The organism is Streptomyces sp. GB4-14, assembly GCF_022696125.1.
In the GTDB taxonomy this organism is placed as follows: Bacteria; Actinomycetota; Actinomycetes; order Streptomycetales; family Streptomycetaceae; genus Streptomyces; species Streptomyces werraensis.
This window is the reverse complement of the sequence record NZ_RZHO01000002.1, coordinates 6,497,638-6,521,819: the sequence shown is the minus strand read 5'-3', so window position 1 is coordinate 6,521,819 and position 24,182 is coordinate 6,497,638. Positions and strand designations below refer to the sequence as shown.

Below are 24,182 nucleotides of genomic sequence, written 5' to 3'. Positions count from 1 at the left end.
CCGATCAGTGAAGGGCCGTGCGTATGGACAGCGGCAGTGACGCGCCTCCCCTGACGCCGGCCGGGCGTCGCGTCGTCGACGCGGCCGAGGAGCTGTTCTACGAGCGCGGCATCACGGCGGTCGGCGTGGACCTGATCGCCGAGCACTCCGGCGTGACGAAGCGGACGCTCTACAAACGCTTCGGCTCGAAGGACGGCCTCGTGGCGGCCTACCTCGCCGAGCGCGACCGGCGCTGGCGGTCGGAGGTCCGCGCCGCCGTGGACGCCGGCGGCAGTGCCGAGGAGGCGGTCACCGCGCCGTTCGAGGCGTTGCGGAGCTGGACGTCGAGGTACACCCGGGGCTGCGCTTTCCTCAACGCCCTGGCCGAGCTGCCCGACCCGCGGCACCCCGGGCACCGTGTCGCCGCGGAGCAGAAGCGGTGGCTGCTGAGCCTGTTCGAGGAGCTGGCCACTGCGGCAGGCTGCTGCGAACCCCCCACGCTCGCGACCCGGCTGTTCGTGCTGCACGAGGGCGCGGTGGCCACCGGACCCCTGGCCCCCGGGACGGTCGCGGCGGCCGCGGATCTGGCGCGGGAGCTGGTGCGGGCGGCCGTGCGCGGGTGATCCGGGGCGCTCAGACGTCCTCGCCGACGCCGGTGACGGTGTCCTCGCGGACCACGACGACCGGGCAGGCCGCGTGCTGCACGCAGTGCTGGGCGACCGAGCCGAGGAGCAGACCGGCGAAGCCGCCGAGGCCGCGGCTGCCGACCACCAGCAGGGACGCGTCACGGGCCGCGCGCAGCAGCACGCTCGCCGGCGTGCCGTACCGCACCTCCGTGCGGACCTCCACCGACCCGTGCGCGCCCAGCGTCTCCCCGACGCACCGGGTCAGGTCCTCGCGCGCCCTGGCCTCCAGGGCCTCCTCGTCACCGCTCGACGGCGGCAGCCAGCCGAGGGCGCCGTGGTACTGCGGATAGTCCCAGGAGGTCAGCGCCAGCACCGTCCCTCCGGTGAGCGCGGCCTGGCGGGCCGCCCAGCGCAGCGCCTCCCGCGACGACGGCGAACCGTCCACCCCGACCACGATGTGGTCCTGATCGTCCACGGTCCCTCCTCACACCCGACGGCCAGGGGCGGCCGACGCGCGCCCCGCCCGGTCCCAGCCTCCGGCAGGAAGCTCCGGATGCCGAGCCCGGAGGGTCCGGACGGGGCAGCGGGGCCTCACGGCGGACGGATCCGCCACGAGGCCCCGAGGGGTCAGAGTTCCTGCACGAAGTACGGCTCGAGGGTCATCCAGCCGTTGCCTCGCGCCCCGTACCGGGTGCCGCTGTCGGTGCGGGCGAGGGTGTACCAGGAGTCGACGTAGTCCGGGTCGTCCGTCCACCAGTCGTCCGGGATCGCGTCGAGCAGCGCGTTCACCAGCGGCGTGTAGGCGCCCTGGTCGGTCACGGTGAGCAGGACGGCGGCGATGGCCTTGGCGAGGTCGCGGTAGTTGGTGGAGCCGTCCTCCTCCATCATCACGGCGTCGGCCAGGTCGTACTTGTACGACGACCAGTTGACCAGGATCTGCTGGGGCCGGTAGACAGTGCCGTCGTTGTCGAGATACGGCATGTCGACCGGGTCGACCCGCACCTTGCCGTCGTGCCCGAAGCCAGTGACGAGGGTGTAGATCTCGGCGTCGCCCTTGATCCAGGGTTCCTGGTCGTCGGAGAGGGAGACCGCGGTGATGCGCGTGGTCCACAAGCCCGCGGCGGCGGCCCGGGAGCGTGCCTGCTCCGGCTCGGACGCCGGGCCGGCGGACCGCACGCCGCGGCGGGCGAGTTCCTCGTGGAGGACGTCCAGGCCGGCGGCCAGGGCCCGGGAGCCGTCGATGTCGACGACGTACACGGGACGCGCGGGGGCCTTGCGGGCGTCGAGCGTGTGGGTCCGGCCCTTGCCGTCGTACGCGGTGACGGGGCCGTCGTCCGAGGTGGCGGGGGCCACCCAGGGTTCCGTCCCCGCGGTGAGCGCGGCGCGCATCGACGGGTCGCCGAGCCGCAGCCGCAGCAGCGGTCCGACGTCGGGGGCGAGGCCCTTGGCGGCGGCGATCCGGCGGTCGGCCGCGGCGAGGGCCGTCCGCAGGGCGCCGTCGGCGAGGGCCGTGACGGCGACCTCGTCGGAGGCCAGGGCCGCCTTGCGGACACGGGCGCGCCAGCCCGGGTCGGCGAGCGCGCCGGCGATCGCCCGCGCGGCCGCGTCCTGGGCCGTGTGGACCTCGGACGCGGTCGAGGCGCGGACTTCCCGGCCGAGCGCAGGAACGGGGGCCGCGGCGGCCTGCGGGGCGGCGAGGGTCTGGCCGGCGCACAGGACGGCAAGAGTCGTCGCCGCGGCGGCGAGGGCGCCGCGGCGGCGGAGGTGACGGGGTCTCACGTGGATCGAGCCTCCTGGGACGAGTGGTCGACAGGGCACTGCGTGTGGAGCTCGTGAGCGTGACCGTGCGGGTGTCTATGCGGGTAGATACCCGCGAGTAGCGATGATGACGGTGCCATGACAGACGCGCAAGAGGGCCCGCGCACCCGACCCGGGCGCCGTCCGCCGCGGTCGGCCGGCCGGGCGGTCCCGCCGCGGACGCCGGTGCGGCCCGCGAGCGGCGTCGCACGGGGCCCGGCAGGATGGTGCGCCATGTGGCACCGGGGACACCCTGAGGGGCACGCGCGTTCCTGGCGGGCTCTGCTGCCGGCGCCGTCGTCACGGGCCGAGTCCGTGGGCGCGGCCCGGCGCGCGGTCCGCGTCACGGTCGCCGCCGTCGCCGGGTTCTACCCCGCGGTCCACCTGCTGGACCGGCCGGTGTTCGCCCTGTACACGCTGTTCGTCCCCGTCGCGTTCGGGCTGCTCTCGCCGCTCCCCGGCGCGGGGCGCCGCCGCGCCGGCACCGTGCTGCGTGCCGTGCCGGCCGCCGCCGCGCTGATCACGCTCGGCACGTATCTGGCGGCGACGACCTGGTCGGCGACGCTCGGCATGCTGCTCGTGGGCTTCGTGCTGGTGACGGGCGCCTCGATCGGGCCCCGGGCGACGGGTGTCGTGCCCGCGCTCCAGCTCTGTTACATCCTGGCCTGCTTCCCTCCGTACGCGCCCGGGACGCTGCCGGACCGGCTGGCCGGACTCGCCGTCGGCGCGACGCTGACGATCCTCTGCGAACGGCTGCTGCTGCCGGAGCCCCGGCGGCCGTCGTACCGCAGCCGGGTCGCCGAGGGCCTGGAGCTCGCCGCGCACGCGGTGCACGGCCTGCTACGGGACGGCGCCGACGGCCGGGAGACGGCCGAACGGCTGCGGGCGGCGGGCCGGGACCTGCGCTTCTCCCGGACGGCCGCAGGCTGCCGGCCCACCGGCGCGGGAGCGAGGGACCGCGCGCTGGCCCAGGCCGGCTACGCGACCCGCAGATTCCTCGACCTGCTCGCCGTCCTCGCCCCGATGCTGCGCGCGCCGCTCGACCTGCCGTCGGCCATGCTGCTGCGCGGTCTCGCCACCGCCTGCGCCGACGAGGCCGCCGCGCTGCGCGGCACCCGCCCGGCGCCGGGCCCTGAAGGGTTCGAGGAGATGATCGCGCGGTACGCGGCCGTGCGGGGCGTGCCTCCCGACCTGCGCGAGGACCCGCACCCGCTGCTGCGGCGGCAGTCGACTCTGCTGGCCGCCGCGGTGTCCGCCGTGACGGCGAGCGCGGCGGTCGCCCTGGCGACGGGACGGCGCCGGTCGATGCCCGGGCTGCCGCCGGAGCAGTTCTGGTACGCGGACGCGTCCACGCCCCGGCTGTGGTGGGTGCGGATCGCCGACCACCTCACTCCGCGCTCCGTCGTGTTCCAGAACGCGGTCCGTACGGCCTCCGGGCTGGCGCTGGCGCGGCTGGTGGCGGGGTCGCTGGACCTGTCGCACGGCTTCTGGGTGCTGCTGGGCATGCTGACGCTGGGCCGCACCACGGCGGGCGCCACCTGGTCGGCGGTGCGGTCGGCGGCGGTGGGGACGCTGGTCGGTTCGCTGGCGGCCGGAGCCCTGCTGATCTCGGCCGGGGACATGACCGAGGTCTACGCCGCGCTGCTGGTGCCGACGATGCTGGTGGCGTTCTCGGCGGGGCCCGTCGGCGGGCCCGCCTGGGGGCAGGGGCTGTTCACCCTGGTGGTGTCCACGGCGTTCGCGCAGATCGCTCCCGTGACGTGGGAGCTGGCGGAGGACCGGATCGTCGACGTGCTGACGGGCAGTGCGATCGGGCTGGTGTGCGGGGTGCTGGCCTGGCCCGCCGGCGCCCGGGGCGAGATGCGGCGCAGCGCGGGCGCCCTGCTCCGCGCCACCGCGCCGCTGGTCCGGGTCACCGTCGAGCGGGCGGTGACCGGGCGCTCCGCGCCCGTCACCCGCGCCGACGCGGCCGCGGAGCTGCGGCGGGCGCTGTGGTACTGGCGCATCGCCCACGCCTCGTACACGCAGTTGCGCACCGAGCCGCCGGCCCGGCGCGCGGCGGACGGCGGGGCCGACTGGCTGGCCGCGCTCAACTTCGGCTCCCACGTGCTGACCGGCGCCTACTGGCTGCCCTGGTCGCAGGGGACGGCGTGGCCGTCCGACGCGGCGTCCTGGGCGCGGGAGGCGACGGACGAGGTGGTGTCGGCGACGCTGCGGGCGGCACACTTCCCGGCCGACGGCGTGACGGCACGGCCGACGCCGCTGCCACCGGGGATCCTGGCGCGGCTTCCGGCACCGTCCGTGTCGCATCTGGTCGACGTGGAGGTGTGGCTGCACTCCCTCGCCTCCGACCTGACGGCGGCCGTCGGGCCGGGCAGCGCGGTGGAAGACGGCCCCCGGTGACGGCGGCGCGTCCGGTCACCCGTACGGCCTCACGCCGCCACCTCTCCTGCCTGCCGACTCCGGCCCTCGCGGCCCCGACAGCGCGCGGCGGCGGCCGTGTCCGGTGAGGATCGACCCAGGTGTCGCGTCGAGGCGTGCGGAGGGATGACCGTGGACGGGCAGGGGCAAGGGCGCGGGGCGGGACTGCACTGCCTGGTCACCGGGGCGTCGGGCTACATCGGCGGACGGCTGGTCCCGGACCTCCTCGAGGCCGGCCACCGGGTCCGCTGCCTGGCCCGCTCCCCCGACAAGCTGCGAGACCAGCCCTGGGCGCCGGACGCCGAGACGGTGCGCGGCGACGTCACCGACGCCGCGTCCGTCGCCCGGGCGATGAAGGGCGTCGACGTGGCGTACTACCTGGTGCACGCGCTCGGCAGCGGCGCGGACTTCGAGGAGACCGACCGTCGCGCGGCCCGCACGTTCGCCGAGCAGGCGCAGGCGGCCGGAGTGCGCCGGATCGTCTACCTGGGCGGGCTCACCCCGTACGGCGTGCCGGAGAAGACCCTCTCGCCGCATCTGCGGTCCCGCGCCGAGGTGGGCCGGATCCTCCTCGACTCGCCGGTGCCCGCGACCGTGCTGCGGGCCGCCGTCGTCATCGGCTCGGGATCGGCGTCGTTCGAGATGCTGCGCTATCTGACCGAGCGGCTGCCCGTGATGGTCACCCCGAGCTGGGTGCACACCCGCACCCAGCCGATCGCGGTGCGCGACGTGCTGCGCTACCTGGTCGCCTCGGCGACGATGCCGCCCGACGTCGACCGCTCCTTCGACATCGGCGGCCCGGACGTGCTGACCTACCGGGACATGATGCGCCGCTATGCCGAGATCGCCGGGCTGCGCCCGCGGGTCGTCGTGCCGGTGCCGGTGCTCACGCCCGGACTGTCGAGCCACTGGGTCGGGCTGGTCACGCCCGTGCCCGCAGGCATCGCCCGGCCGCTCACCGAGTCGCTGCGCCACGAGGTGGTGTGCCGCGAACACGACATCGCGCGGTACGTGCCCGACGCCCCCGGCCGGCCGCTGCCCTTCGACGAGGCGGTGCGGCTGGCGCTGGCGCGGGTGCGGGAGGCGCAGGTCGCCACCCGCTGGTCGTCCGCCTCCGTGCCGGGCGCGCCGAGCGATCCGCTGCCCACCGACCCCCGCTGGGCGGGCGGCAGCCTCTACCGCGACGAACGGGACCAGGTGGTGCCCGCGTCGCCGGAGGCGCTGTGGAAGGTGATCGAGGGCATCGGCGGCGAGCACGGCTGGTACTCCTTCCCGCTGGCGTGGGCGGTGCGCGGGCGGCTGGACCGGATCGTCGGCGGGGTGGGGCTGCGCCGTGGGCGGCGTGACCCGCACCGGCTGCGGGCCGGCGACTCGCTGGACTTCTGGCGGGTGGAGGCGATCGAGCCGGGGCGGCTGCTGCGGCTGCGCGCCGAGATGAGGCTGCCGGGTCTGGCGTGGCTGGAGCTGCGCGTGGACACGGACGACGTGGGCCGCACCTGGTACCGGCAACGCGCCCTGTTCCATCCGCGGGGTCTGCTGGGCCACGCGTACTGGTGGTCGGTGTCGCCCTTTCACGCCCTCGTGTTCGGCGGGATGGCCCGGAACATCGCCCTGGCGGCGGCCGAGGGCGCGGACGGGCCGGGCAGCCGGCGGACCCGCCGGCTGCGCAAGGGCGCCCGCCGCTGATGGCCGGGCCCGCGCCCGGGGCGCCCCGCGTACGCGTTCCCGCGACGGTCCGGGCCGGCGCGGGAACCGGGGAAGGTCATCCGGTTCTTTCACGGGTACCCGGTGGCGAGCGCGAGCGTGCGGGCGACGGACGACGTAAAGGGGCTGTGCATGCGTGAACCGCGGTCGGCGACGGAGGAACCGGCGGAACGGGCCGGTGGACCGCTCACCGCCGACGCCGCCACCAGGGCCGTGGGGCGGGTCCTGGGCGAGGTGCTGGACGAGCGGATGTCGAAGGCGTACGACCTCGACGCCGTCTTCGCCCGTGACGTGGCGGGCCGTGTCTCCGCGTTCGCCCGGCGCGGCGGGAAGCGGCTGCGCACGGCGTTCGCCTGGTGCGGCTGGCGCGCCGGGGGCGGCACGGGCGACCCCGCGCCGCTGCTGCGGACGGGCGCGGCGCTCGAGCTGGTGCAGACGTGCGCGCTCGTGCACGACGACGTGATGGACGGGTCCTGCTTGCGGCGCGGGGCGCCCTCGATGCACGTGGACCTGGCGCGGATGCACCGGGCGGAGGGCATGACGGGCGGCGCCGAGTCCTTCGGGCACTCGGTGGCGGTGCTCGCCGGCGACCTGGCCCTGGCCTGGGCGGACGACCTGATGACGGAGGTCGCTCTCGCCACGCCGCACGGGCCCCGGCTGTACCGGGAGTGGCGGGCGATGCGCGAGGAGATGGTGGCCGGGCAGTACCGCGACCTCCAGGCGCAGGCGGCAGGCGCGTCGGGTGTCGAGGAGGCGCTGACCATCGCGACGCTGAAGAGCGCGCTCTACACGGTGGAGCGGCCGCTGGCCCTGGGCGCGTCGCTGGCCGGGGCGGACGAGGCGGCGACGACGGCGCTGCGTGCGGCCGGCCGGTGCGCGGGACTCGCCTTCCAGCTGCGGGACGACCTGCTGGGCGCCTTCGGCGATCCGGCGCTGACCGGGAAGCCGGTGGGCGACGACCTGCGGGCCCGCAAACTCACCTATCTGCTGGCCGTCGCCCTGGAGATGGGCCGGGCGGCCGGCGACGAGGAGGCCGTGGCGCTCCTCTCCCCCGGCGGGCCCGCGCTGCCGGAGCGCGCCGTGGAGGGCGTGCGGGCCGCGCTGGAACGGACGGGCGCCCGGGACATGGTGGAGGCGAAGATCGCCGAGCTGGCGGACACGGCTCTGCGGCACTTCGGCGAGACGGACGCGGACGACATGGTGCGGGGGCACTTCGCCGCGCTGGTCGCCCGCGCGTCGGGCATCACGGCGCCGCAGGTGCGGGAAGCCGTGTGAGTCCGGCGGACCGCCACGGTCCGGACGGGAGCGTGGCGGGTCGCCTGCGCGCGTGCGCGGGTCAGGGCTGGCGGCGGGCCTGTTCGGCGGCCTGGCCCGCGGCGCCGGTCTCGGTGGTGGCGCCGCGCGTGCTCAGCTTGCCGCCGCTGGACTCCAGGTGGGCGCGGACGAACCACTGGAACAGTTCCAGGCCGCGCAGCTGCTCGATGAGCATGTCCTGGGTGACCGGGTCGGACTCCTCGGTCTCCCGCATCGCCTCCCGGTGGTCCTCGATGAGGTTCGTGTACACGAGGTCCAGCGCGCCCAGGTGCTCGATCGCCTCGGCCCGGCCGATGGAGTAGTCGTCCCAGGAGCGGGCGGTGACGAGCTCTCCGGGCGTGCCGTTCGGCTCGCCGCCTAGGGTGGAGATCCGCTCGGCGAGGTCGTCGGTCATCTCCCGCACCTTGTCGACCTGAGGGTCGATCATCTCGTGCACGGCGATGAAGTGCGGTCCGACGACGTTCCAGTGGACGTGTTTGAGGGTCAGATGGAGGTCGTTGAGGGCGTGGAGTCGCATCTGCAACAGCTCGATGATCCGTCCGCTGTCCTGGGTGCTCAGGCCCGGCACGGTGTACGAGGGGTCGGCAGGCTGTGACGGCACGAGAGGCTCCTTGCGATCGTCCGATGCTCGAACATCCAGATAAGCGGTTCATCGGCCCTTCACGCGGTTCACCCTCGCGCACCTCCGCGCGTCTCACCGGTCTGGAGCAGCGGACCGCGGTGCTCACGCCCGCGCGCATATTGCTTTGCCGCGCGAGGACGCCTGTGGTTGGCTCCCGCCCATGAGCTGGCTTCCGCGTGACTTCGTCCACCCCCTGCACGTCGACATCCCCGGCGGTGCGGGACATCGGCTGCGCCCGATCGCCGGTGCCGACGCGCCGCTGGACTACCCGGCGGTGATGGGGTCGCGCGAGCGGCTGTGGTCCCTCTTCGGCCCGGCCTGGGGCTGGCCCCCGGCCACCATGACGTACGAGGCGAATCTCGCCGATCTGGAGCGGCACGCGGCCGAGATCGAGGCGCACGAGTCGTTCAACTACACGATCGAGAACCCTGAGCGCACCGCGCTGCGCGGCTGCGTCTACATCGACCCGCCGGAGAAGGAGGGCGCGGACGCCGAGATCTCCTGGTGGGTGGTGGACGACGAGGTGGGCGGTCCCCTGGAGCGGGCGCTGGACGCGTTCGTCCCGCGGTGGATCGCCGAGGACTGGCCGTTCGAGCGGCCCCGCTTCATCGGCCGGGACCTCACCTGGGAGGAGTGGCTGAAGCTGCCGGACCTCGCCTGAAACGTCAGGGCGTCAGGGGCCCGCCGGGGCCCTGTCCGGTCTCGCCGAGGCGGGCCGCGTCACGGCTCGGGGCGCACCGAACAGGCGCCGGTACTCCCGGTTGAACCGGGAGGAGTTGTCGTAGCCGACGCGCCGTCCGACGGCGGTGACCTCGCCCAGGCGCGTGGCCGGCATCAGCCGGGCCTCCTGGAGCCGGATCTCCGTCCGGAACCGGATGGGGCTGATCGGCGTCGCCGCCTGGAAGGTGCGGTGGAGCACGGGGACGCTCATGCCGCTCAGCCGCGCCACGTCCTCCACCGGAAGGACTTCGCGTGGTTCTCGCGGATCCGGCGCACCGCCCGGGAGACGGGGCTGAGTCCGCTGTCGACGAACCCCGGCTGCCGTACGGCCGCGGTCAGCGGGTGAACAGCCAGAGCGCGCCGTTGATCCCGGTGGCGCAGGCCAGCAGGCCGGACGCCCAGGCCACGTGCCGTCTCAGGAGCGCGCCGCGCAGCTCGGCGTACCGCGCCTCGTACTCGTGGCGCAGTTCGTCGGCGCGGCGCACCGTGGTCCGGAGCATCTGCCGGGTGAGGTCGATGCGCCGGTCGACGTAGCGCCGTGTGAGGTCCTCGGCCTGACCGGTGGTCAGCCAGGGCAGGTCGGCGCAGAGCGCCTCGGCCTCCCGGCGCGCCTCGGCCATGTGGGAGCGCGCCATCACGATGCCCTCCGCCTCGGCCATGACGGCCGAGGCGTCGTGCGCGAGGGCGCGACGGGACCGCGACCGCGGCATCAGCGGTCGCCCTTGTGGCCGCCGGGGTCGATGACGTCGCGCCGCCCCGTGTTCTCCGCCTGGTCGACGCCGGCCAGGGCGGGATGGCGCAGGTCGAAGGCGGGCGACTCGGAGCGGATGCGGGGCAGGGTGACGAAGTTGTGCCGGGGCGGCGGGCAGGAGGTGGCCCACTCCAGCGAACGCCCGTACCCCCAGGGGTCGTCGACCTCGATCTTCTCGCCCTTCTGCGCGGTCTTCCAGACGTTGTAGAGGAAGGGCAGCGTCGACAGGCCGAGCAGGAAGGCGCCGATGGAGGACACCGTGTTGAGGGCGGTGAACCCGTCGGCGGCGAGGTAGTCGGCGTAGCGGCGGGGCATGCCCTCGGCGCCGAGCCAGTGCTGGAGGAGGAAGGTGGTGTGGAAGCCGACGAACAGCGTCCAGAAGTGCACCTTCTCCAGACGCTGATCGAGCATGGTGCCGGTCATCTTCGGCCACCAGAAGCTGAATCCGCCGAACATGGCGAACACGATCGTGCCGAACAGCACGTAGTGGAAGTGGGCGACGACGAAGTAGCTGTCGTGGACGTGGAAGTCCACCGGCGGGGACGCCAGGAGAACGCCCGTCAGACCGCCGAAGAGGAAGGTGACGAGGAAGCCGGTCGCCCACAGCATGGGTGGTTCGAAAGACAGGCTTCCCTTCCACATGGTGCCGATCCAGTTGAAGAACTTCACTCCTGTCGGGACGGCGATGAGGAAGCTCATGAAGGAGAAGAACGGCAGCAGCACCGCGCCCGTGGCGAACATGTGGTGCGCCCACACCGTGGCGGACAGGCCGGTGATGGTGATGGTCGCGCCGACGAGTCCCATGTATCCGAAGATCGGCTTGCGGGAGAACACCGGGATGATCTCGCTGACCACGCCGAAGAACGGCAGCGCCAGGATGTAGACCTCCGGGTGGCCGAAGAACCAGAAGAGGTGCTGCCACAGCAGCGCCCCGCCGTTCCCCGGGTCGAAGATCTGCGCGCCGAAGCGGCGGTCCGCCTCCAGGGCGAGCAGCGCCGCCGCCAGGACCGGGAACGCCAGCAGCACCAGGACGGAGGTGAGCAGCACGTTCCAGGTGAAGATCGGCATCCGGAACATCGTCATGCCGGGCGCGCGCATGCAGATGATCGTGGTGATGAAGTTGACGGCGCCGAGGATCGTGCCGAAGCCGGACAGCGCCAGACCCATGATCCACAGGTCGCCGCCCTCCGTCGGAGAGCGCTCGCCGCCGCTGAGCGGCGTGTACGCCGTCCATCCGTAGTCCGCCGCGCCCTGGGGCATGAAGAAGCTGGACATCACGATGAGTCCGCCGAAGGCGAACAGCCAGTAGGACAGCATGTTCAAGCGGGGGAACGCCACGTCCGGGGAGCCGATCTGCAGCGGCATGATCGCGTTGGCGAACCCGGCGAACGTGGGAGTCGCGAACAGCAGCAGCATGATCGTGCCGTGCATCGTGAACGACTGGTTGTACTGCTCCGACGACACGATCTGCAGCCCGGGCCGGGCCAGTTCCGCGCGGATCACCATGGCGAGCAGACCGCCCACCAGGAAGAAGGCGAACGAGGTGATCAGGTAAAGGTGCCCGATCTTCTTGTGGTCGGTCGTCGTCAGCCAGGAGACGACCACGCGCCCTCTCCCTCGTCGTCCCTCCGCCGCCGGCACCGGAGAAAGAGGTTCAGTCGTGTGTGTGGCCATCGAGGTCCTTCGGGTTCACAACGCGGAGATCGGCCGGGACGGTACGCACGCAGTTGCGGGCGCGACCGGCACGCGGGTGCCGGACCGACGCTATGTCAGGTAGCCCGGCGTCGGGTCCTGACACCCGCCGAGCGGACGGCGACTTCACCCGTCCGAGTGGCGCGGCTTCGTGAACGGCATGTGAACGGTTCCGGGGCGACGCCGTCCTCCTTGCCCGGCCCCGGCAACGTCGGCCCGGCATCCTCGTCCGGGAGCGTGCAGTGTGGGGCGGCCGGACGTCCGGTCAGGATGCGGGCATGACCGGACGGACGAACGCGCGGCGGAAGGGGTCCTCCCCTCCCTCCCCCGAGCCCTCGCAGAAGAACGACTCACCGCCTCCTGATGCCGTGGCGGAGGTGGTCACCCGGTTCGAGGCGTACGCGCGGGCCCGCGCGGCCCGGGACAGCCTGCTGCCGGGGGCGCGCACCGGCCCCTGGCACGAGCAGCACGCTTTCGACGACCTCCAGGCGGCCGTGGTCCGCCTCCGTGACAGCGCACGCCGCCCGGCGGGAGGGGCATAGTGCGGTGAAGGGTCAGGCGCGTCCCGGTCGAGGGCCGACCCGGACCGCGAGGAGGGCGACGTCGTCGTCGTTGTCGGCGGGGCGCGCCCGGTGGAGCAGTTCGTCGGTGAACTCCCCGACCGGGCGGTGGGCGAGCGCGGCGGCATGCCGGCGCAGCCGCTCCAGCCCGTCGTCGATGGTCTGGCTGGGGGCCTCGATCAGCCCGTCGGTGTAGAGGACGAGCGTGGAGCCCGGCGGCAGGACCGTCGATCCGTCGGCGCGGGGGCGGTCGGTATCGGTGCCCAGCAGCATCCCGCCGCCGTCCGTGAGGTAGCCGGCGACGCCCTCGCGGGTGACCAGCAGCGGGGGCGGGTGGCCGGCGTTGGTCCAGTGCAGGGCCCACCGCCCCTCCTCGTCCGTGCCGAGGAAGGCGAGCACCAGGGTGGCCATGGTGACGTCGGTGATGCGCAGCACGGCGCGGTCCACCCGCTCGACGACAGCGCCGGGCGGCTCGTTCCGGGAGGACCAGGCGTAGGAGCGCAGTACGTTGCGGAGCTGGGCCATGCCCGCGGCGGCGTCCAGGTCGTGCCCGGAGACGTCACCGATGACCAGTGCGGTGTCGCCGTCCCCGAGGGAGAAGGCGTCGTACCAGTCGCCGCCGACGTGGGAGGCGTCCGGCGCGGGCAGGTAGCGGGACGTCATCTCCAGGCCGGGGACACGCGGCAGCTGGGGCAGCAGATAACGCTGCATCGTCTCGGCGACCTTGCGCTGCCGCTGGTAGAGGCGGGCGTTGTCCAGGGCCAGCCCGGCGCGGCGGGTGATGTCCTCCAGCAGGGTGAGGTCGGCGGGGGTGAACGCGTCGGCCCGTTCGGACCGGCCGAGGGTCAGCGCGCCGAGGACCTCGCGCAGGCCCCGGATGGGCGCGATGACCGCCGAGTGCATGCCCGTGGCCTCGAACAGCCGGCGCTGCTCGACGGCGATGCCCGAGTCCGGGGACCGCTCGTACGTCTCGGGGCCGGCGATCGTCGAGGAGACGCCCCGCAGGGCGCGGGACAGCGGCATCGGGGACTCGGCGGGGACGGGCGCCATCGGCCCTTCGAGGTCGCGGCGGGAGACGGGGACGCCTCCCTTCACGTGCACCACCTTGGTGCGCCACACCTCGTCGCGTTCGCTGATCAGGTCGATCACCGCCCAGTCCGCGAGGCGCGGCAGGACCAGGGACACCAGCCGGCGCAGCGCCTCGTCGACGGAGAGGGTGGACGTCAGCTGCGTGGTCGTCTCCGCCAGGAGGGCGAGCCGCTCCAGCTCGTCGAGCGTCCCCTCGCGGGCGACGGCGGGGCCGGGCAGCGCGCCGGGAACCTCGCGCGGGTGGAAGAGGACGAGCATGCGGGTGTCGCCGGTTCCGGTGTCGTAGGGGGCGATGCTCCAGGCGACGGGGAGCAGCGTGCCGTCGCCCTTCTCGAACCATTCGGCCGCGTCCTGGGCCGGGCGCCCCGCGAGGAAGGCGGGCCGCATGCGGCACTGCGAGGTCGGCAGGGTCTCGCCGCGGGCGTTGCGGTGCAGCAGGTCGTGCGCGTCGGACCCGACGAGTTCGGCGGCGGGACGGTCCAGCATGCGCGCGGCCACGGCGTTGACGGCGAGGATCTTCCCCCGTCCGTCCACGACGTAGGCGCCGGTGCCGATCGGGGCGAGCGCAGCCCCGATCACGTCGGCGCCTTCGCCGCCGGGCCCCGCCCCTCCGTCCGCCGTCCCCATGTCCTCTCCTCGCCACCGGTCGATCCAGGAGCCGCCGGCGGCTCCTGGATTCCGAGTGCTCGCCGGATCTCGACGGGAGACCGGACGGCACGCGCGTCCCCACAGATCATCACACGTCCCGCACACGACCGGGGGCCCGCCCCCGGTCCGCGGACCACCGCATGGAGCCGACCGGGGCGGGTAGGCGGAGCGACGGCCCGGGGCGTGCACGAATCACCGGCCCGGACTTCGTAGGATTAACCGGCCGGACCGGGCACCGTGGGGACGGGCGGAGGTCGGGCTCACCCGCATGCGCCGAGCACCCCGCCGAGGAGATTTCGTGTCCGTACCGGACGAGACGTTCACCGTCACCCCCCGCCCGAGCGCCATGGGGCCCTATGTGCTGGAGGTGGCCGGGGAGCTCGACCATCACACGGCCCCGCTGCTGACGGAGGCCGTCAACGAGGCGCCGTTCGGTCCGTACGGTGTGGTGCTCGACCTGTCCGGACTGACCTTCTGCGACTCGTCGGGGATCACCGTGTTCGTGACGGCCCACCGGCGGTCGCGGGAGAAGGGATCGCAGCTCAGCCTGGCCGGGGTGGCCCCCGCCCAGATGCGGGTGCTGCGCATGGTGGGGCTGGACGAGGTGTTCACCTTCCACGCCGGCGTCGAGGAGGCGCTGCGCGCCGCCCGGCCGACCCGGCCCTGACCGCAGGACGCCGCCTCACCCGCACGGGTCGGGTGGGGCGGCGTCACGGTCTGCCCGGAAGGTCATCCGGCCGACCTACGAGGCGCTTGCCTGACAGATCCCTCTCAGGGAAGCGTCCACTTCTGGTTGGGGCCGGTGTGGCAGGTCCAAAGGTGGACCGGGGTGCGGTCCTCCCAGGTGCCCCCCGAGGCGTCCAGGCACTTGCCCGACTGGGGATTGCGGACCGTCCCGTCCGACTGCGCCGCCCACACCTGCGCACCGGTCCCGTTGCAGGTCCACAGCTGGATCCGCGTGCCGTCCAGGCTTCCGCCCCCGGACACGTCGAGGCACTTGCCGAGCGCCCGCAGCGTCCCGTCGTCCGGCACCGTCCACCGCTGGGCGGCGGAGGAGTTGCAGGCGTGGATCTGCACCCGCGTCCCGTCTGCCGTCCCCGCGTTGTCCACGTCGAGGCACTTGCCGTTGACGCCTCGGATCTCCCCGGTGCGAGGTCCCGGTGTGGCGCCGTTCTGCTGGAGGCGGATGTTGCGGAAGGACACCTCGTCGCCGTCGCCGTGGTTCTGCAGGCCGATGTGGCCGTCGCGCAGGCTGCGGGCGGGGTCGGTGTTGGTGAAGTCGTTGATCTTCCGGCCGTTGAGGAAGATCTCCAGCCGTTCGCCGGTGACGCGGAGTTCGTACGTATTCCACTCCCCCGGCGGGTTGAGGGCCGCGTCCCGGGCGGCGACGTCGGCGGACCGGAAGCCGTAGACGGCGCCGGTCGTGCGGTCGGCGGTGTCGGTGGCGTCGATCTGGATCTCGTAGCCGTGGTCGACGGCGGACCACGGGTCGTCGGAGGCGGGGAAACCCAGGAAGACGCCGGAGTTGTCGTCGCCGTGCAGCTTCCAGTCGAGCTTGAGGGAGTAGTCGCCGGTGATCTCCCGGTCGTACCAGAACAGCCCCATGCCGCCCTGGGAGGTGAGGGTGCCGTCGTTCAGCGTGAAGCCCCCGGGACCCGCCTGCTTCCAGCCGGTGGTGCCGGTGCCGTCGAACAGCGGCCTGTAGCCGGTCTCGGGGCGGCAGTCCGCCCGGGTGGTGCCGGCGGCCCAGCGGATGCCGCCGAGGAGATGGCGGCGGAAGGCCGGTTCGGCGTAGGACTCGGCCGTGTGGCCGCCCCCGGTGTAGAAGGCACGGCCGCCCGCGTAGTCCTTGCACCAGGCGATCGGATGGTCGCCGGACATCGATCCGCCGGAGTAGCTGGACTCGTCCAGGGAGGCGAGGACGTGGGCGGTGGTGCGGGGGTTGGTGCGGTAGTTGTACCACTCGTCGGTGCGCCGCCAGGCACTACCGAGGTGGGCGGTGGCGTCGTGCGCCCGGTCCTCGGCCCGCACGGTGGCGGGCTGGATCGCCGGGTGGGAATGGAACAGGGCGCCGGCCAGTCCCGCGTAGAAGGGCCAGTCGTACTCGGTGTCGGCCGCGGCGTGGACGCCGACGTAGCCGCCGCCCGCACCCATGTACTGCTCGAGGGCGGTCTCCTGGGCGGGGCCCAGGACGTCGCCGGTGGTGGAGAGGAAGACGACGGCCCGGTACTGGGCGAGGCTGTCCGTGGTGAAGGCGGCCGGGTCCTCGGTGGCGGTCACGGTGAAGTTGTTGGCCGCGCCCAATTCACGCAGGGCCGCGACGCCCTCGTCGATGGAGTCGTGGCGGAAGCCTGCCGTCCGGGAGAAGACGAGGATCCGGTACGCGGGGTCGGCCGCCGGTGCCGCCGCTCGGGGCGCGTCGGGCGCGGTGCCAGGGGTCGCGGCGGCCTGAGGGGTCAGGCAGAGCGCGGCGCCGGCGATCAGACCGAGTGCTGCTTTCCAGGGGGTGCGCATGGTGGGTCGCCTCCTTCCTACGGCAGGGTCCACTTCTGGTTGGGTCCGGTGTGGCAGGTCCACAGGTGGACCGGGGTGCGGTCCTCCCAGGTGCCGCCCGAGGCGTCCAGGCACTTGCCCGACTGGGGGTTGCGCACGGTCCCGTCGGACTGCGCGGCCCACACCTGCGAGCCCGTGCCGTTGCAGGTCCACAGCTGGACACGGGTGCCGTCCGCGGTGCCGCCCCCGGACACGTCGAGGCACTTGCCGAGCGCCCGCAGCGTCCCGTCGGCCGAGACGGTCCACCGCTGGGCGGCGGAGGAGTTGCAGGCGTGGATCTGCACCCGCGTCCCGTCCGCCGTCCCCGCGTTGTCCACGTCGAGGCACTTGTCGTTGACGCCGCGGATCTCCCCGGTGCGGGTGGACGCGGAGCCGGTGTCGAAGGAGAACTCGTCCACGTCGAACAGCGGTCCCGCCCCGCCCTTGAAGACGAGGTGCAGGGTGGTCGTTCCGGCCGGCTGACCGCTCAGGGGTGCTGTGACGTCGCGGAAGATGTCCCAGCCGCCGGTGACCGGGACGGTGGCCGTGCCGAGGAGGGTGCCGGTGGGGGAGCCCGCGCGGACCTCGATCGTGCCGCCGCTGCCCGCCGAGGAGACGCGGGCGGTGAAGCGGGAGGCGTCGGCGAGACTGTACGGGGCGAAGGAGATCCAGTCGCCGTTGTGGATCTCGCCGACGGTTCTGCCGCCGTGCGCGGACGCCTTGTCGATGATCTGGACGCCGGCGGAGTCGCCGTAGTGCTCGCCCTGACGGTGGCTGGGCTGGGTGATGTGCTGGTCGTGGGTGGTGAGGGCGGGCTGGCCGTTCGCGCCCCGGTCGGTGTACTCGGCGTCGATGACGCCGAAGATGTTGGCGTTCGGATCGTGCTCGCCGTCGGCCAGGGTGCGCAGGGTGCCGGTGCAGCCGGTGGCGGAGGTCTGCGGATGGCCGTGGCTGTCATGGCCGATGACGAAGGTGACCTTCACCCGGGAGCAGTCGACGGTGCCGTCCTCCGGGTCGGTCACGGTCACCGTGAAGGGGATGGCCGCGCCGAAGTCGTAGATGCGGCCGTCGGCGGGGGTGTCGATGCGCACGGTCGGGGCCGTGTTGCCGACGGTGATCCGCACGGACGCGGTGGCGGACTTGCCGGAGGGGTCGGTGACCTTGAGGGTCGCCGTGTACTGGCCGTTGGCCGTGTAGGTGTGCGAGGGATGGGCGGCGGTGGAGGTGGCGCCGTCACCGAAGGTCCAGGCGTAGGCGAGTGTGTCGCCGTCGGGGTCGGAGGTGCCGGCCGAGGAGAAGGCCACCGTGAGGGGCGCGATGCCCGAGGTCCTGCTCGCGGCGGCCTGGGCGACCGGGGCGCGTCCGCCGGTGACGTGCTCGATGCGGTACAGGGCGGAGTTGTGGTCACCGTTGAAGTAGCCGGTGCCGTAGTCGAGGACGTAGAGGGCGCCGTCCGGGCCGAAGGCCATGTCCATCACCTGCGTGCCGTTCCACGGGAACGCGTTGATGGTCTGCACGGTGCCGTCGCCGCCGGTCTCGATGCGTTTGATCCAGCGGCGGCCGAACTCCCCGGCGAAGAAGTCGCCGTCGTACTCCTCGGGGAACTTCACGTCGGAGGCGGAGTCCGCGTCGTAGCGGTAGACCGGTCCGCCCATGGGGGATTCGGAGCCGGTGCCGAACTCCGGTACGGAGCCGCCGTCGTAGGGGATCCAGGCGGGCTGGGCGGGTGGCAGGTCGGTCAGGCCGGTGTTGCGCGGCGAGGTGTTCCGCGGGGCGGAGCAGTCGAAGCGGGCGCCGGAGGATCCGGAGGCGAAGTCGTGGTCGACGTAGGCGTCGTTCCGGCCCGTGCAGTAGGGCCAGCCGTAGTTCCCGGCCCGGGTGACGCGGTTGAACTCGACCTGCCCGGCGGGGCCCCGGGAGGGGCTGGCCGTCCCCGCGTCCGGGCCGTAGTCGCCGACGTAGACCGTGCCGGTGGCCCGGTCGACGCTCATGCGGAACGGGTTGCGGAAGCCCATCGCGTAGATCTCGGGCCGGGTCCTGTCGGTGCCCGGCGGGAAGAGGTTGCCGGGCGGGATGCTGTAACTGCCGTCGGCCTGGACCTTGATGCGCAGGATCTTGCCGCGCAGGTCGTTGGTGTTGCCGGCCGAGCGCTGGGCGTCGTAGGCGGGGTTGCGGGAGGCGCGCTCGTCGATGGGGGTGTAGCCGTCGGAGGCGAAGGGGTTGGTGTCGTCGCCGGTCGACAGGTACAGGTTGCCGTCCGCGTCGAAGTCGATGTCGCCGCCGACGTGGCAGCACAGGCCCCGGGAGGCGGGCACGTCGAGGATCTTCCTCTCGCTCGCCGTGTCCAGGGTGCCGTCGGACCGCAGGACGAAGCGGGAGAGCCGGTTGACGCCGTCGAAGGGGGTGAAGTCGGCGGCGCTGCCGTCGGACGGGGCGTCCCCGGAGGGGGTGCTCAGCTTGGGCGCGTAGTACAGGTAGACGAAGCGGTTGGAGGCGAAGCCGGGGTCGACGGCGACGCCCTGCAGGCCCTCCTCGTCGTGGCTGTAGACGTCGAGTCTGCCCGCGACGGTGGTGGTGCCGGCCGCGTCCGTGCGGCGGAGGGTGCCGTCGCGGGAGGTGTGCAGCACCGAGCGGTCGGGCAGCACGGCCAGGGTCATGGGCTCGCCCGTCTCGGCCACGCCTTTGGCGAGGGTCACCTGCTGGAAGTCCTCGGCGGCGGCGTTCGCCCGGTCGACGGGGGCGGGGGCGGGGGCGGCGGTCGCCGCGGGGCCCACGGGGAGGGCCAGGGCGGCGGCGCAGGTCAGTGCGGTCAGAAGGGTGCGGACACGTCTGTGTCCGAGCGGTCTCGTGCGCACGGAGCTCTCCAGGGCGGTGGGGGGTGGCGGCAGGCCCCGGGCAGGGGGCTGCCGTGAAGGAGCACAGGCGCGCGCCGTCGCGCCGTGGAGCGCCGACCGGTCGGCCCGTGGAGGCCTCAAGACCGGTGTGTTGCAAGGAAGTTAGCGGTCAGAAGGCGAACGCGTAACCCCTTTCGCAGGGCTTCCCGCGTCTTCTTCCTCCGCTGGGACAAAGTGCCTCGGCACCCGGGCCGCCAGGGGTCGCGTTGCGGCCGTTCGGAGGCTGCCGGACACTGGCCGGGGACGGCGGCCGTCCCGGAGAGGGCCGGAACGCATGGGTGACTACGCGGACCTTCCCGGCGTCAGGACCTGGTACGAGACCGAGGGCTCCGGCGACGCGCTGGTGCTGCTGCACGGCGGGTTCTGCACCAACGACACCTGGGGCGCGCAGCGGCCCGAGCTCGCCGCCTCCTACCGCCTCTACCTCCCCGAGCGGCGGGCGCACGGCCACACCCCGGACGTCGAGGGCCCGCTGTCGTACACCGACATGGCCGGCGACACGGTGGCGTTCCTGGAGTCCGTGGTGGGCGGCCCGGCCCATCTGGTCGGGTGGAGCGACGGCGGCGTCGTGGCGCTGCTGACCGCCCTGGCCCGGCCCGACCTGGTCCGCCGGATGGTGCTGATCGGGGCGACCTTCCGGCCCGCGCCGGAGGCCTTCGTCGCGCCGGAGATGCTCGACGCGCTCACCCCGGACAGCGCCGAGATGGCCTTCTTCCGCGAGCTGTACGTGGCCGTGAGCCCGGACGGGCCGGACCACTGGCCGGCGGTGGCGACGCGGGTGATCGACATGTGGCGCACCCAGCCGGCGCTCGACGCCGGGGACCTGGCCGCGGTGCGGGCGCCCACCCTCGTCATGGCGGGCGACGACGACCTGATGACCCTGGAGCACACCGCGGCCCTCTACCGCGCGCTCCACGACGCCCGGCTCGCCGTTGTCCCCGGCGCGTCCCATCTGGTGCCGCTGGAGAAGCCCGCCGAGGTCGACCGGATGATCCTCGACCACCTCGCGGGTGCGGAGGCCGGGACGATGATGCCGGTGCTGCGTGCCCCGGCCCCGGCGCCCGGCCGGGACGCCACGGCCTGACCTGTGCCGTCCTGGTGCTGGATGCCTCGGTCACGGATTCGGCGTACTGTCCCGATATGGGAGCAGTTCGGGCGACGCCGGACGGGTCGGCGGCCTCGTCCCCGCCGCGACGGGCGGGTGGCTGATGGACACCGCCCTGGCCGACATCGTGCGGGCGACCCGCGCCTCCGGCGCGCTGCTCTACGTCCTCACCCCCGACCGCACGGCCCTCTGGCTGTCCCATGTGGCGGGTGCCCCGCGAGAGGTGGTCGCACCGTGGAGCCGGGTCGCTGTGGGCGATCCGATGCCGGTGGCCGACGCGGTGCGCGAGGAGCGCCTGGTGTGGGTGAACAGCCAGGTGGAGATGGCGCGCCGCTATCCCCGGCCGGCGGTGGTGCTCCCCTACGACTTCGCCCTGGCGGCCGTGCCGGTCGCGTCGGACTCCGGGGTGCGGGGCGGACTGGTGCTGCTGTGGCCCAGCGGGCACCCGCCGCAGCTCAGCCGCGCCGAGCACGACGCCGTCCGCGCGGGCTCCCGGCGCCTCGGGCATCTCTTCGAGCAGGCCGCCGGGCGCGGCGAGGCCATCGTCTCCCCCGGCCGGCCACGCATCCTTCCCCCGGAACCGGGACGCACCCCCACGGCCGAGGAGGCGTGGGCCGGCACGGCGCTCCTGGACCGGCTGCCCGGCGGGTACGTCGCCCTGAACCTGAACGGCCGGATCACCCTCGTCACCCCGGCCGCCGCCGACCTCGTGGGCGCCTCACCCGACCGGCTGCTGGGCGCCCTGCCGTGGGAGGCGCTGCCGTGGATGGACGTCCCCCATGTCGAGGACCGCTACCGCGCGGCGCTGATCAGCCGCACCCCGCAGACGTTCCGGGTGCTGCGCCCGCCCGGCACCTGGCTGTCGTTCGAGCTGTACCCGGACGCCTCGGGCATCAGCGTGCGCATCGACCGCGTCGGGGACGGGCAGGAGGCCGACCCGGTCGCGCAGACGGCGCACGGCCCGGGCCGGGCCACGGTGCTGTACCACCTGATGCACCTGGCGACCACGCTGACCGAGGCCGTCGGGGTGCAGGACGTCGTCGACCAGACCGCCGAACAGCTGCTGCCCGCCCTCGGCGCCCAGGCCATGGTGCTGATGACGGCGCAGGACGGCCGGCTGAGGATCCTGGGCCACCGCGGTTACAGCCCCGAGCTCCTCGCCCGGTTCGACGGGGCGCCGCTGAGCCGGGACATCCCGGGGGCGGCGGTCCTGGCCACCGGGGAGCCGGGCTTCTTCCCTTCGTTCGCCCAGATGGCGGCCGTGTACCCGAAGATGACGCACGAGGACGGCATGGCGGCGTGGGCGGTCCTGCCGCTGATCGCCTCCGGCCGCCCCATCGGCTCCGTGCTGCTCTCGTACGACCGGCCGCACTCCTTCCCGCCCAGCGAGCGCGCCGTCCTCACCTCCCTGGCCGGTCTCGTCGGCCAGGCCCTCGACCGGGCCCGCCTCTACGACAACAAGGACCGCCTCGCCCACCGGCTCCAGTCGGCGCTGCTCCCCCACAGCCTGCCGAGCATCCCCGGCCTGCGGGTCGTCGCCCGCTATCTGCCTGCCGCGCGCGGTCTGGGCATCGGCGGCGACTTCTACGACCTGATCCGGCTCGACGAGAACACGGCGGCGGCCGCCATCGGGGACGTGCAGGGCCACAACGTCGACGCGGCGGCGCTGATGGGGCAGGTCCGCACCGCCGTGCACGCCCACGCCACGGTCGGCGCTCCCCCGGACCACGTCCTCGGGGGCACCAACCGCCTCCTCACCGATCTGGATCCCGGTCTGTTCACCAGCTGCCTGTACGCGCATCTGGACCTCGGGAACGGACGTGCCTGCCTGGCCACCGCGGGGCATCCGCCGCCCCTGATGCGGCACTGCGACGGGCGCACCGAGCTGCTGGCCGTCCCGCCGGGGCTGCTCCTCGGCATCGACCCGACGGCCCGTTACCCGTCGCTGGAATGCTCCCTGCCGCCCGGCTGTGTGCTGGTGCTCTACACCGACGGGCTCGTCGAGGCGCCGGGCGTCGACCCCGACGACGCGACGGCCGCCCTCGCCGGTCTGGTGGAGCAGTCCGACCCGTGCGACCTGGAGGCCATGGCCGACACGCTGGTCCGGCACGCCCCGGCGCCCGGCGACGACATCGCCCTGCTGCTCCTCAGCCCCACCCCCGACCGCGGGTGACTGCCCGCCCGCTCACCCGAGGGCGTTGACCGCCGCCGCGAACAGCCGGGGCAGACGTGCGGCGGCGGGCACGATGTGCGGTGCGAGCGCGGGCCGTCGGCGCGCTCCGACCAGCAGTTCCGTCAGGACGCGGTAGCGGCGGGTGGCGCGCGCCCAGTCGGTGCCGTAGCGGCCGGGCGTGCCCCGGCGGAGGTTGGCGACGAGGGCGCGGGCGCCGGTGAGGGCGAGGCAGACGCCCTCACCGGTCAGCGCGTCGACGTACCCGGCGGCGTCGCCGACGAACAGGACCCTGCCGTGCACGCGGGTGCGGCAGCGCCTGCGGAGGGGTCCGGCGCCGCGGACCGGGGTGACCGCCGTGTGCGGAGGGAGGCGGGCGGCCAGCTCGGGGAAGCCGGCGAGCTGCGTGTCGTAGGGCGCGCGGCGGGAGGTCAGCAGGGCCACGCCGACCAGCCGGGGGCCGAGCGGGGTGACGTACGCCTCCGCGTCCGGACCCCAGTGCACCTCGACGTGCGACGTCCAGGGCGGTACGGCGTAATGACGGCGCAGTCCGTAGCGGGGCGCGGTCCGGGTCGGGCGGTCCAGGCCGAGGGAACGGCGCACGGGTGAGTGGAGGCCGTCGGCGGCGACGAGCCACCGGGCGCGCAGTTCCGCACCGGGGACGGTCACGCCGTCCGCGTCCTGCCGTACGGCGTCCACCCGCAGCGGGAGGACGGGCACGCCCGCGTCGAGGACCGCCCGGTGGAGCACGGTGTGCAGGGCGGTGCGGCGGACGCCGAGGCCCTCCCCGCGGCGGAACGCGGCCTCCACGCGGCACGGGCCCTGCACGTAGCGGATGCCGGTGAGGGGGTGGCCGGGGGCGTGCAGGCCGAGGGCGGTGAGGGCGCGGACGGCGCCGGGCATCAGGCCCTCGCCGCACGCCTTGTCGACGGGGGCCGGCCGGGGTTCCGCGACGACGGTGTCCAGGCCGGCGCGAGCGGCGTGCAGGGCGGTGGCGAGACCCGCGGGTCCGCCGCCGACGACGAGCAGGTCGGTGTGCCTCACGCGGGCACCGCTCGGGTGAGGGCGGCGTTCTCGCAGCGGATCCGCACGGTCAGCAGCACGGCGTCGGCCAGCGTGAACACGGTCGCCGTGATCCACGCCGAGTGCACCAGCGGCAGGGCGGCGCCCTCCACGACGACGGCGACGTAGTTGGGGTGGCGGAGGAAGCGGTAGGGGCCGGCGCCGACGAGGCGGGCGCCGGGGACGACGATCACACGGGTGTTCCAGTAAGGGCCCAGTGTGGTGATGCACCACCAGCGCAGGGCCTGGGCGAGCAGGGTGAGCGTCAGGGCGGGCCAGCCGAGGGCGGGGAGGAACGGGCGGTCCGCCAGAAGGGGTTCGAGGAGGCAGCCCGCGAGCAGGCCGGTGTGCAGGACGACCATGACGGGATAGTGACTCCGGCCGTGCTCCACCCCGTCCCGCGCGCGGGTCCAGACGGCGTTGCGGCGGGCCACGACGAGTTCGGCGAGGCGTTCGACGGCCACGGCGAGGACGAGCAGCGTGTACCAGGTCATGG

The 24,182-nt window shown here is 74.0% G+C and carries 20 protein-coding genes; 9 read left to right on the top strand and 11 right to left on the bottom strand.

The window, feature by feature from the left end:
• The first annotated feature begins 23 nt into the window (after positions 1-23).
• Positions 24-602, top strand: a complete 579-nt coding sequence (locus ELQ39_RS31345; protein ID WP_242595295.1) for a TetR/AcrR family transcriptional regulator — start codon at positions 24-26, stop codon at positions 600-602.
• A gap of 10 nt (positions 603-612) precedes the next feature.
• On the opposite strand, the gene ELQ39_RS31340 is transcribed toward ELQ39_RS31345, so the two are convergent.
• Together ELQ39_RS31340 and ELQ39_RS31335 are read right to left on the bottom strand one after the other, a co-directional pair.
• Positions 613-1,080 (bottom strand): universal stress protein, encoded by a 468-nt coding sequence (locus ELQ39_RS31340; RefSeq protein ID WP_190003345.1) that lies wholly within the window; start codon positions 1,078-1,080, stop codon positions 613-615.
• Positions 1,081-1,232: 152 nt separating this feature from the next.
• Complete coding sequence (locus ELQ39_RS31335; RefSeq protein WP_242595294.1) at positions 1,233-2,384, bottom strand: DUF3103 family protein; 1,152 nt, start codon at positions 2,382-2,384, stop codon at positions 1,233-1,235.
• A gap of 252 nt (positions 2,385-2,636) precedes the next feature.
• Between ELQ39_RS31335 and ELQ39_RS31330 the strand changes: the two genes are divergently transcribed.
• The 3 genes from ELQ39_RS31330 (at position 2,637) to ELQ39_RS31320 (ending at position 7,802) form a co-directional block, all read left to right on the top strand.
• Positions 2,637-4,805 (top strand): FUSC family protein, encoded by a 2,169-nt coding sequence (locus tag ELQ39_RS31330; RefSeq protein WP_242595293.1) that lies wholly within the window; start codon positions 2,637-2,639, stop codon positions 4,803-4,805.
• Positions 4,806-4,949: 144 nt separating this feature from the next.
• Positions 4,950-6,509 (top strand): SDR family oxidoreductase, encoded by a 1,560-nt coding sequence (locus tag ELQ39_RS31325; protein WP_242595292.1) that lies wholly within the window; start codon positions 4,950-4,952, stop codon positions 6,507-6,509.
• A 150-nt stretch (positions 6,510-6,659) separates the two neighbouring features.
• Positions 6,660-7,802, top strand: coding sequence for a polyprenyl synthetase family protein (locus tag ELQ39_RS31320; RefSeq protein WP_242595291.1), 1,143 nt, complete (start codon positions 6,660-6,662; stop codon positions 7,800-7,802).
• A 61-nt stretch (positions 7,803-7,863) separates the two neighbouring features.
• On the opposite strand, the gene ELQ39_RS31315 is transcribed toward ELQ39_RS31320, so the two are convergent.
• The gene (locus ELQ39_RS31315; protein ID WP_242595288.1) at positions 7,864-8,442 is read right to left on the bottom strand and encodes a Dps family protein; all 579 of its coding nucleotides are present in this window, start codon (positions 8,440-8,442) and stop codon (positions 7,864-7,866) included.
• A gap of 181 nt (positions 8,443-8,623) precedes the next feature.
• Between ELQ39_RS31315 and ELQ39_RS31310 the strand changes: the two genes are divergently transcribed.
• Entirely contained in the window at positions 8,624-9,124 is a 501-nt protein-coding gene (locus ELQ39_RS31310) for an N-acetyltransferase (protein ID WP_225625353.1), read from the top strand.
• 12 nt (positions 9,125-9,136) lie between these two features.
• On the opposite strand, the gene ELQ39_RS31305 is transcribed toward ELQ39_RS31310, so the two are convergent.
• The 3 genes from ELQ39_RS31305 to ctaD all read right to left on the bottom strand — a co-directional run bounded on the left by ELQ39_RS31305 (position 9,137) and on the right by ctaD (position 11,608).
• On the bottom strand, positions 9,137-9,412 hold the full coding sequence (locus ELQ39_RS31305; RefSeq protein ID WP_337663032.1) for a helix-turn-helix domain-containing protein: 276 nt from the start codon (positions 9,410-9,412) through the stop codon (positions 9,137-9,139).
• 106 nt (positions 9,413-9,518) lie between these two features.
• Positions 9,519-9,893: a hypothetical protein gene (locus ELQ39_RS31300; RefSeq protein ID WP_190003338.1), complete on the bottom strand. Its 375-nt coding sequence runs from the start codon at positions 9,891-9,893 to the stop codon at positions 9,519-9,521.
• The gene (ctaD, locus tag ELQ39_RS31295; protein WP_242595286.1) at positions 9,893-11,608 is read right to left on the bottom strand and encodes an aa3-type cytochrome oxidase subunit I; all 1,716 of its coding nucleotides are present in this window, start codon (positions 11,606-11,608) and stop codon (positions 9,893-9,895) included. The genes ELQ39_RS31300 and ctaD overlap by 1 nt, the downstream gene beginning before the upstream one ends.
• A gap of 296 nt (positions 11,609-11,904) precedes the next feature.
• Between ctaD and ELQ39_RS31290 the strand changes: the two genes are divergently transcribed.
• On the top strand, positions 11,905-12,168 hold the full coding sequence (locus tag ELQ39_RS31290; protein WP_225625356.1) for a hypothetical protein: 264 nt from the start codon (positions 11,905-11,907) through the stop codon (positions 12,166-12,168).
• Positions 12,169-12,180: 12 nt separating this feature from the next.
• Here ELQ39_RS31290 and ELQ39_RS31285 read toward each other — a convergent pair whose 3' ends face one another.
• A complete protein-coding gene (locus ELQ39_RS31285; protein ID WP_242595284.1) occupies positions 12,181-13,902 on the bottom strand; it encodes a SpoIIE family protein phosphatase in 1,722 nt (573 codons plus the stop codon).
• Between the two features lie 319 nt (positions 13,903-14,221).
• On the opposite strand from ELQ39_RS31285, the gene ELQ39_RS31280 reads away from it, so the two are divergent.
• Positions 14,222-14,590: an STAS domain-containing protein gene (locus ELQ39_RS31280; protein ID WP_225644334.1), complete on the top strand. Its 369-nt coding sequence runs from the start codon at positions 14,222-14,224 to the stop codon at positions 14,588-14,590.
• A 104-nt stretch (positions 14,591-14,694) separates the two neighbouring features.
• On the opposite strand, the gene ELQ39_RS31275 is transcribed toward ELQ39_RS31280, so the two are convergent.
• On the bottom strand, positions 14,695-16,437 hold the full coding sequence (locus ELQ39_RS31275; protein ID WP_242595282.1) for a ThuA domain-containing protein: 1,743 nt from the start codon (positions 16,435-16,437) through the stop codon (positions 14,695-14,697).
• A gap of 17 nt (positions 16,438-16,454) precedes the next feature.
• Entirely contained in the window at positions 16,455-19,310 is a 2,856-nt protein-coding gene (locus ELQ39_RS31270; protein ID WP_242595280.1) for a lectin, read from the bottom strand.
• A gap of 313 nt (positions 19,311-19,623) precedes the next feature.
• Between ELQ39_RS31270 and ELQ39_RS31265 the strand changes: the two genes are divergently transcribed.
• Together ELQ39_RS31265 and ELQ39_RS31260 are read left to right on the top strand one after the other, a co-directional pair.
• Complete coding sequence (locus ELQ39_RS31265; RefSeq protein ID WP_242595278.1) at positions 19,624-20,433, top strand: alpha/beta fold hydrolase; 810 nt, start codon at positions 19,624-19,626, stop codon at positions 20,431-20,433.
• A gap of 124 nt (positions 20,434-20,557) precedes the next feature.
• On the top strand, positions 20,558-22,627 hold the full coding sequence (locus tag ELQ39_RS31260; protein WP_242595276.1) for a SpoIIE family protein phosphatase: 2,070 nt from the start codon (positions 20,558-20,560) through the stop codon (positions 22,625-22,627).
• 12 nt (positions 22,628-22,639) lie between these two features.
• On the opposite strand, the gene ELQ39_RS31255 is transcribed toward ELQ39_RS31260, so the two are convergent.
• Together ELQ39_RS31255 and ELQ39_RS31250 are read right to left on the bottom strand one after the other, a co-directional pair.
• Positions 22,640-23,668, bottom strand: coding sequence for an NAD(P)/FAD-dependent oxidoreductase (locus tag ELQ39_RS31255; protein WP_242595274.1), 1,029 nt, complete (start codon positions 23,666-23,668; stop codon positions 22,640-22,642).
• The gene (locus ELQ39_RS31250; protein WP_242595273.1) at positions 23,665-24,180 is read right to left on the bottom strand and encodes an isoprenylcysteine carboxyl methyltransferase family protein; all 516 of its coding nucleotides are present in this window, start codon (positions 24,178-24,180) and stop codon (positions 23,665-23,667) included. The genes ELQ39_RS31255 and ELQ39_RS31250 overlap by 4 nt, the downstream gene beginning before the upstream one ends.
• Positions 24,181-24,182: the final 2 nt, after the last annotated feature.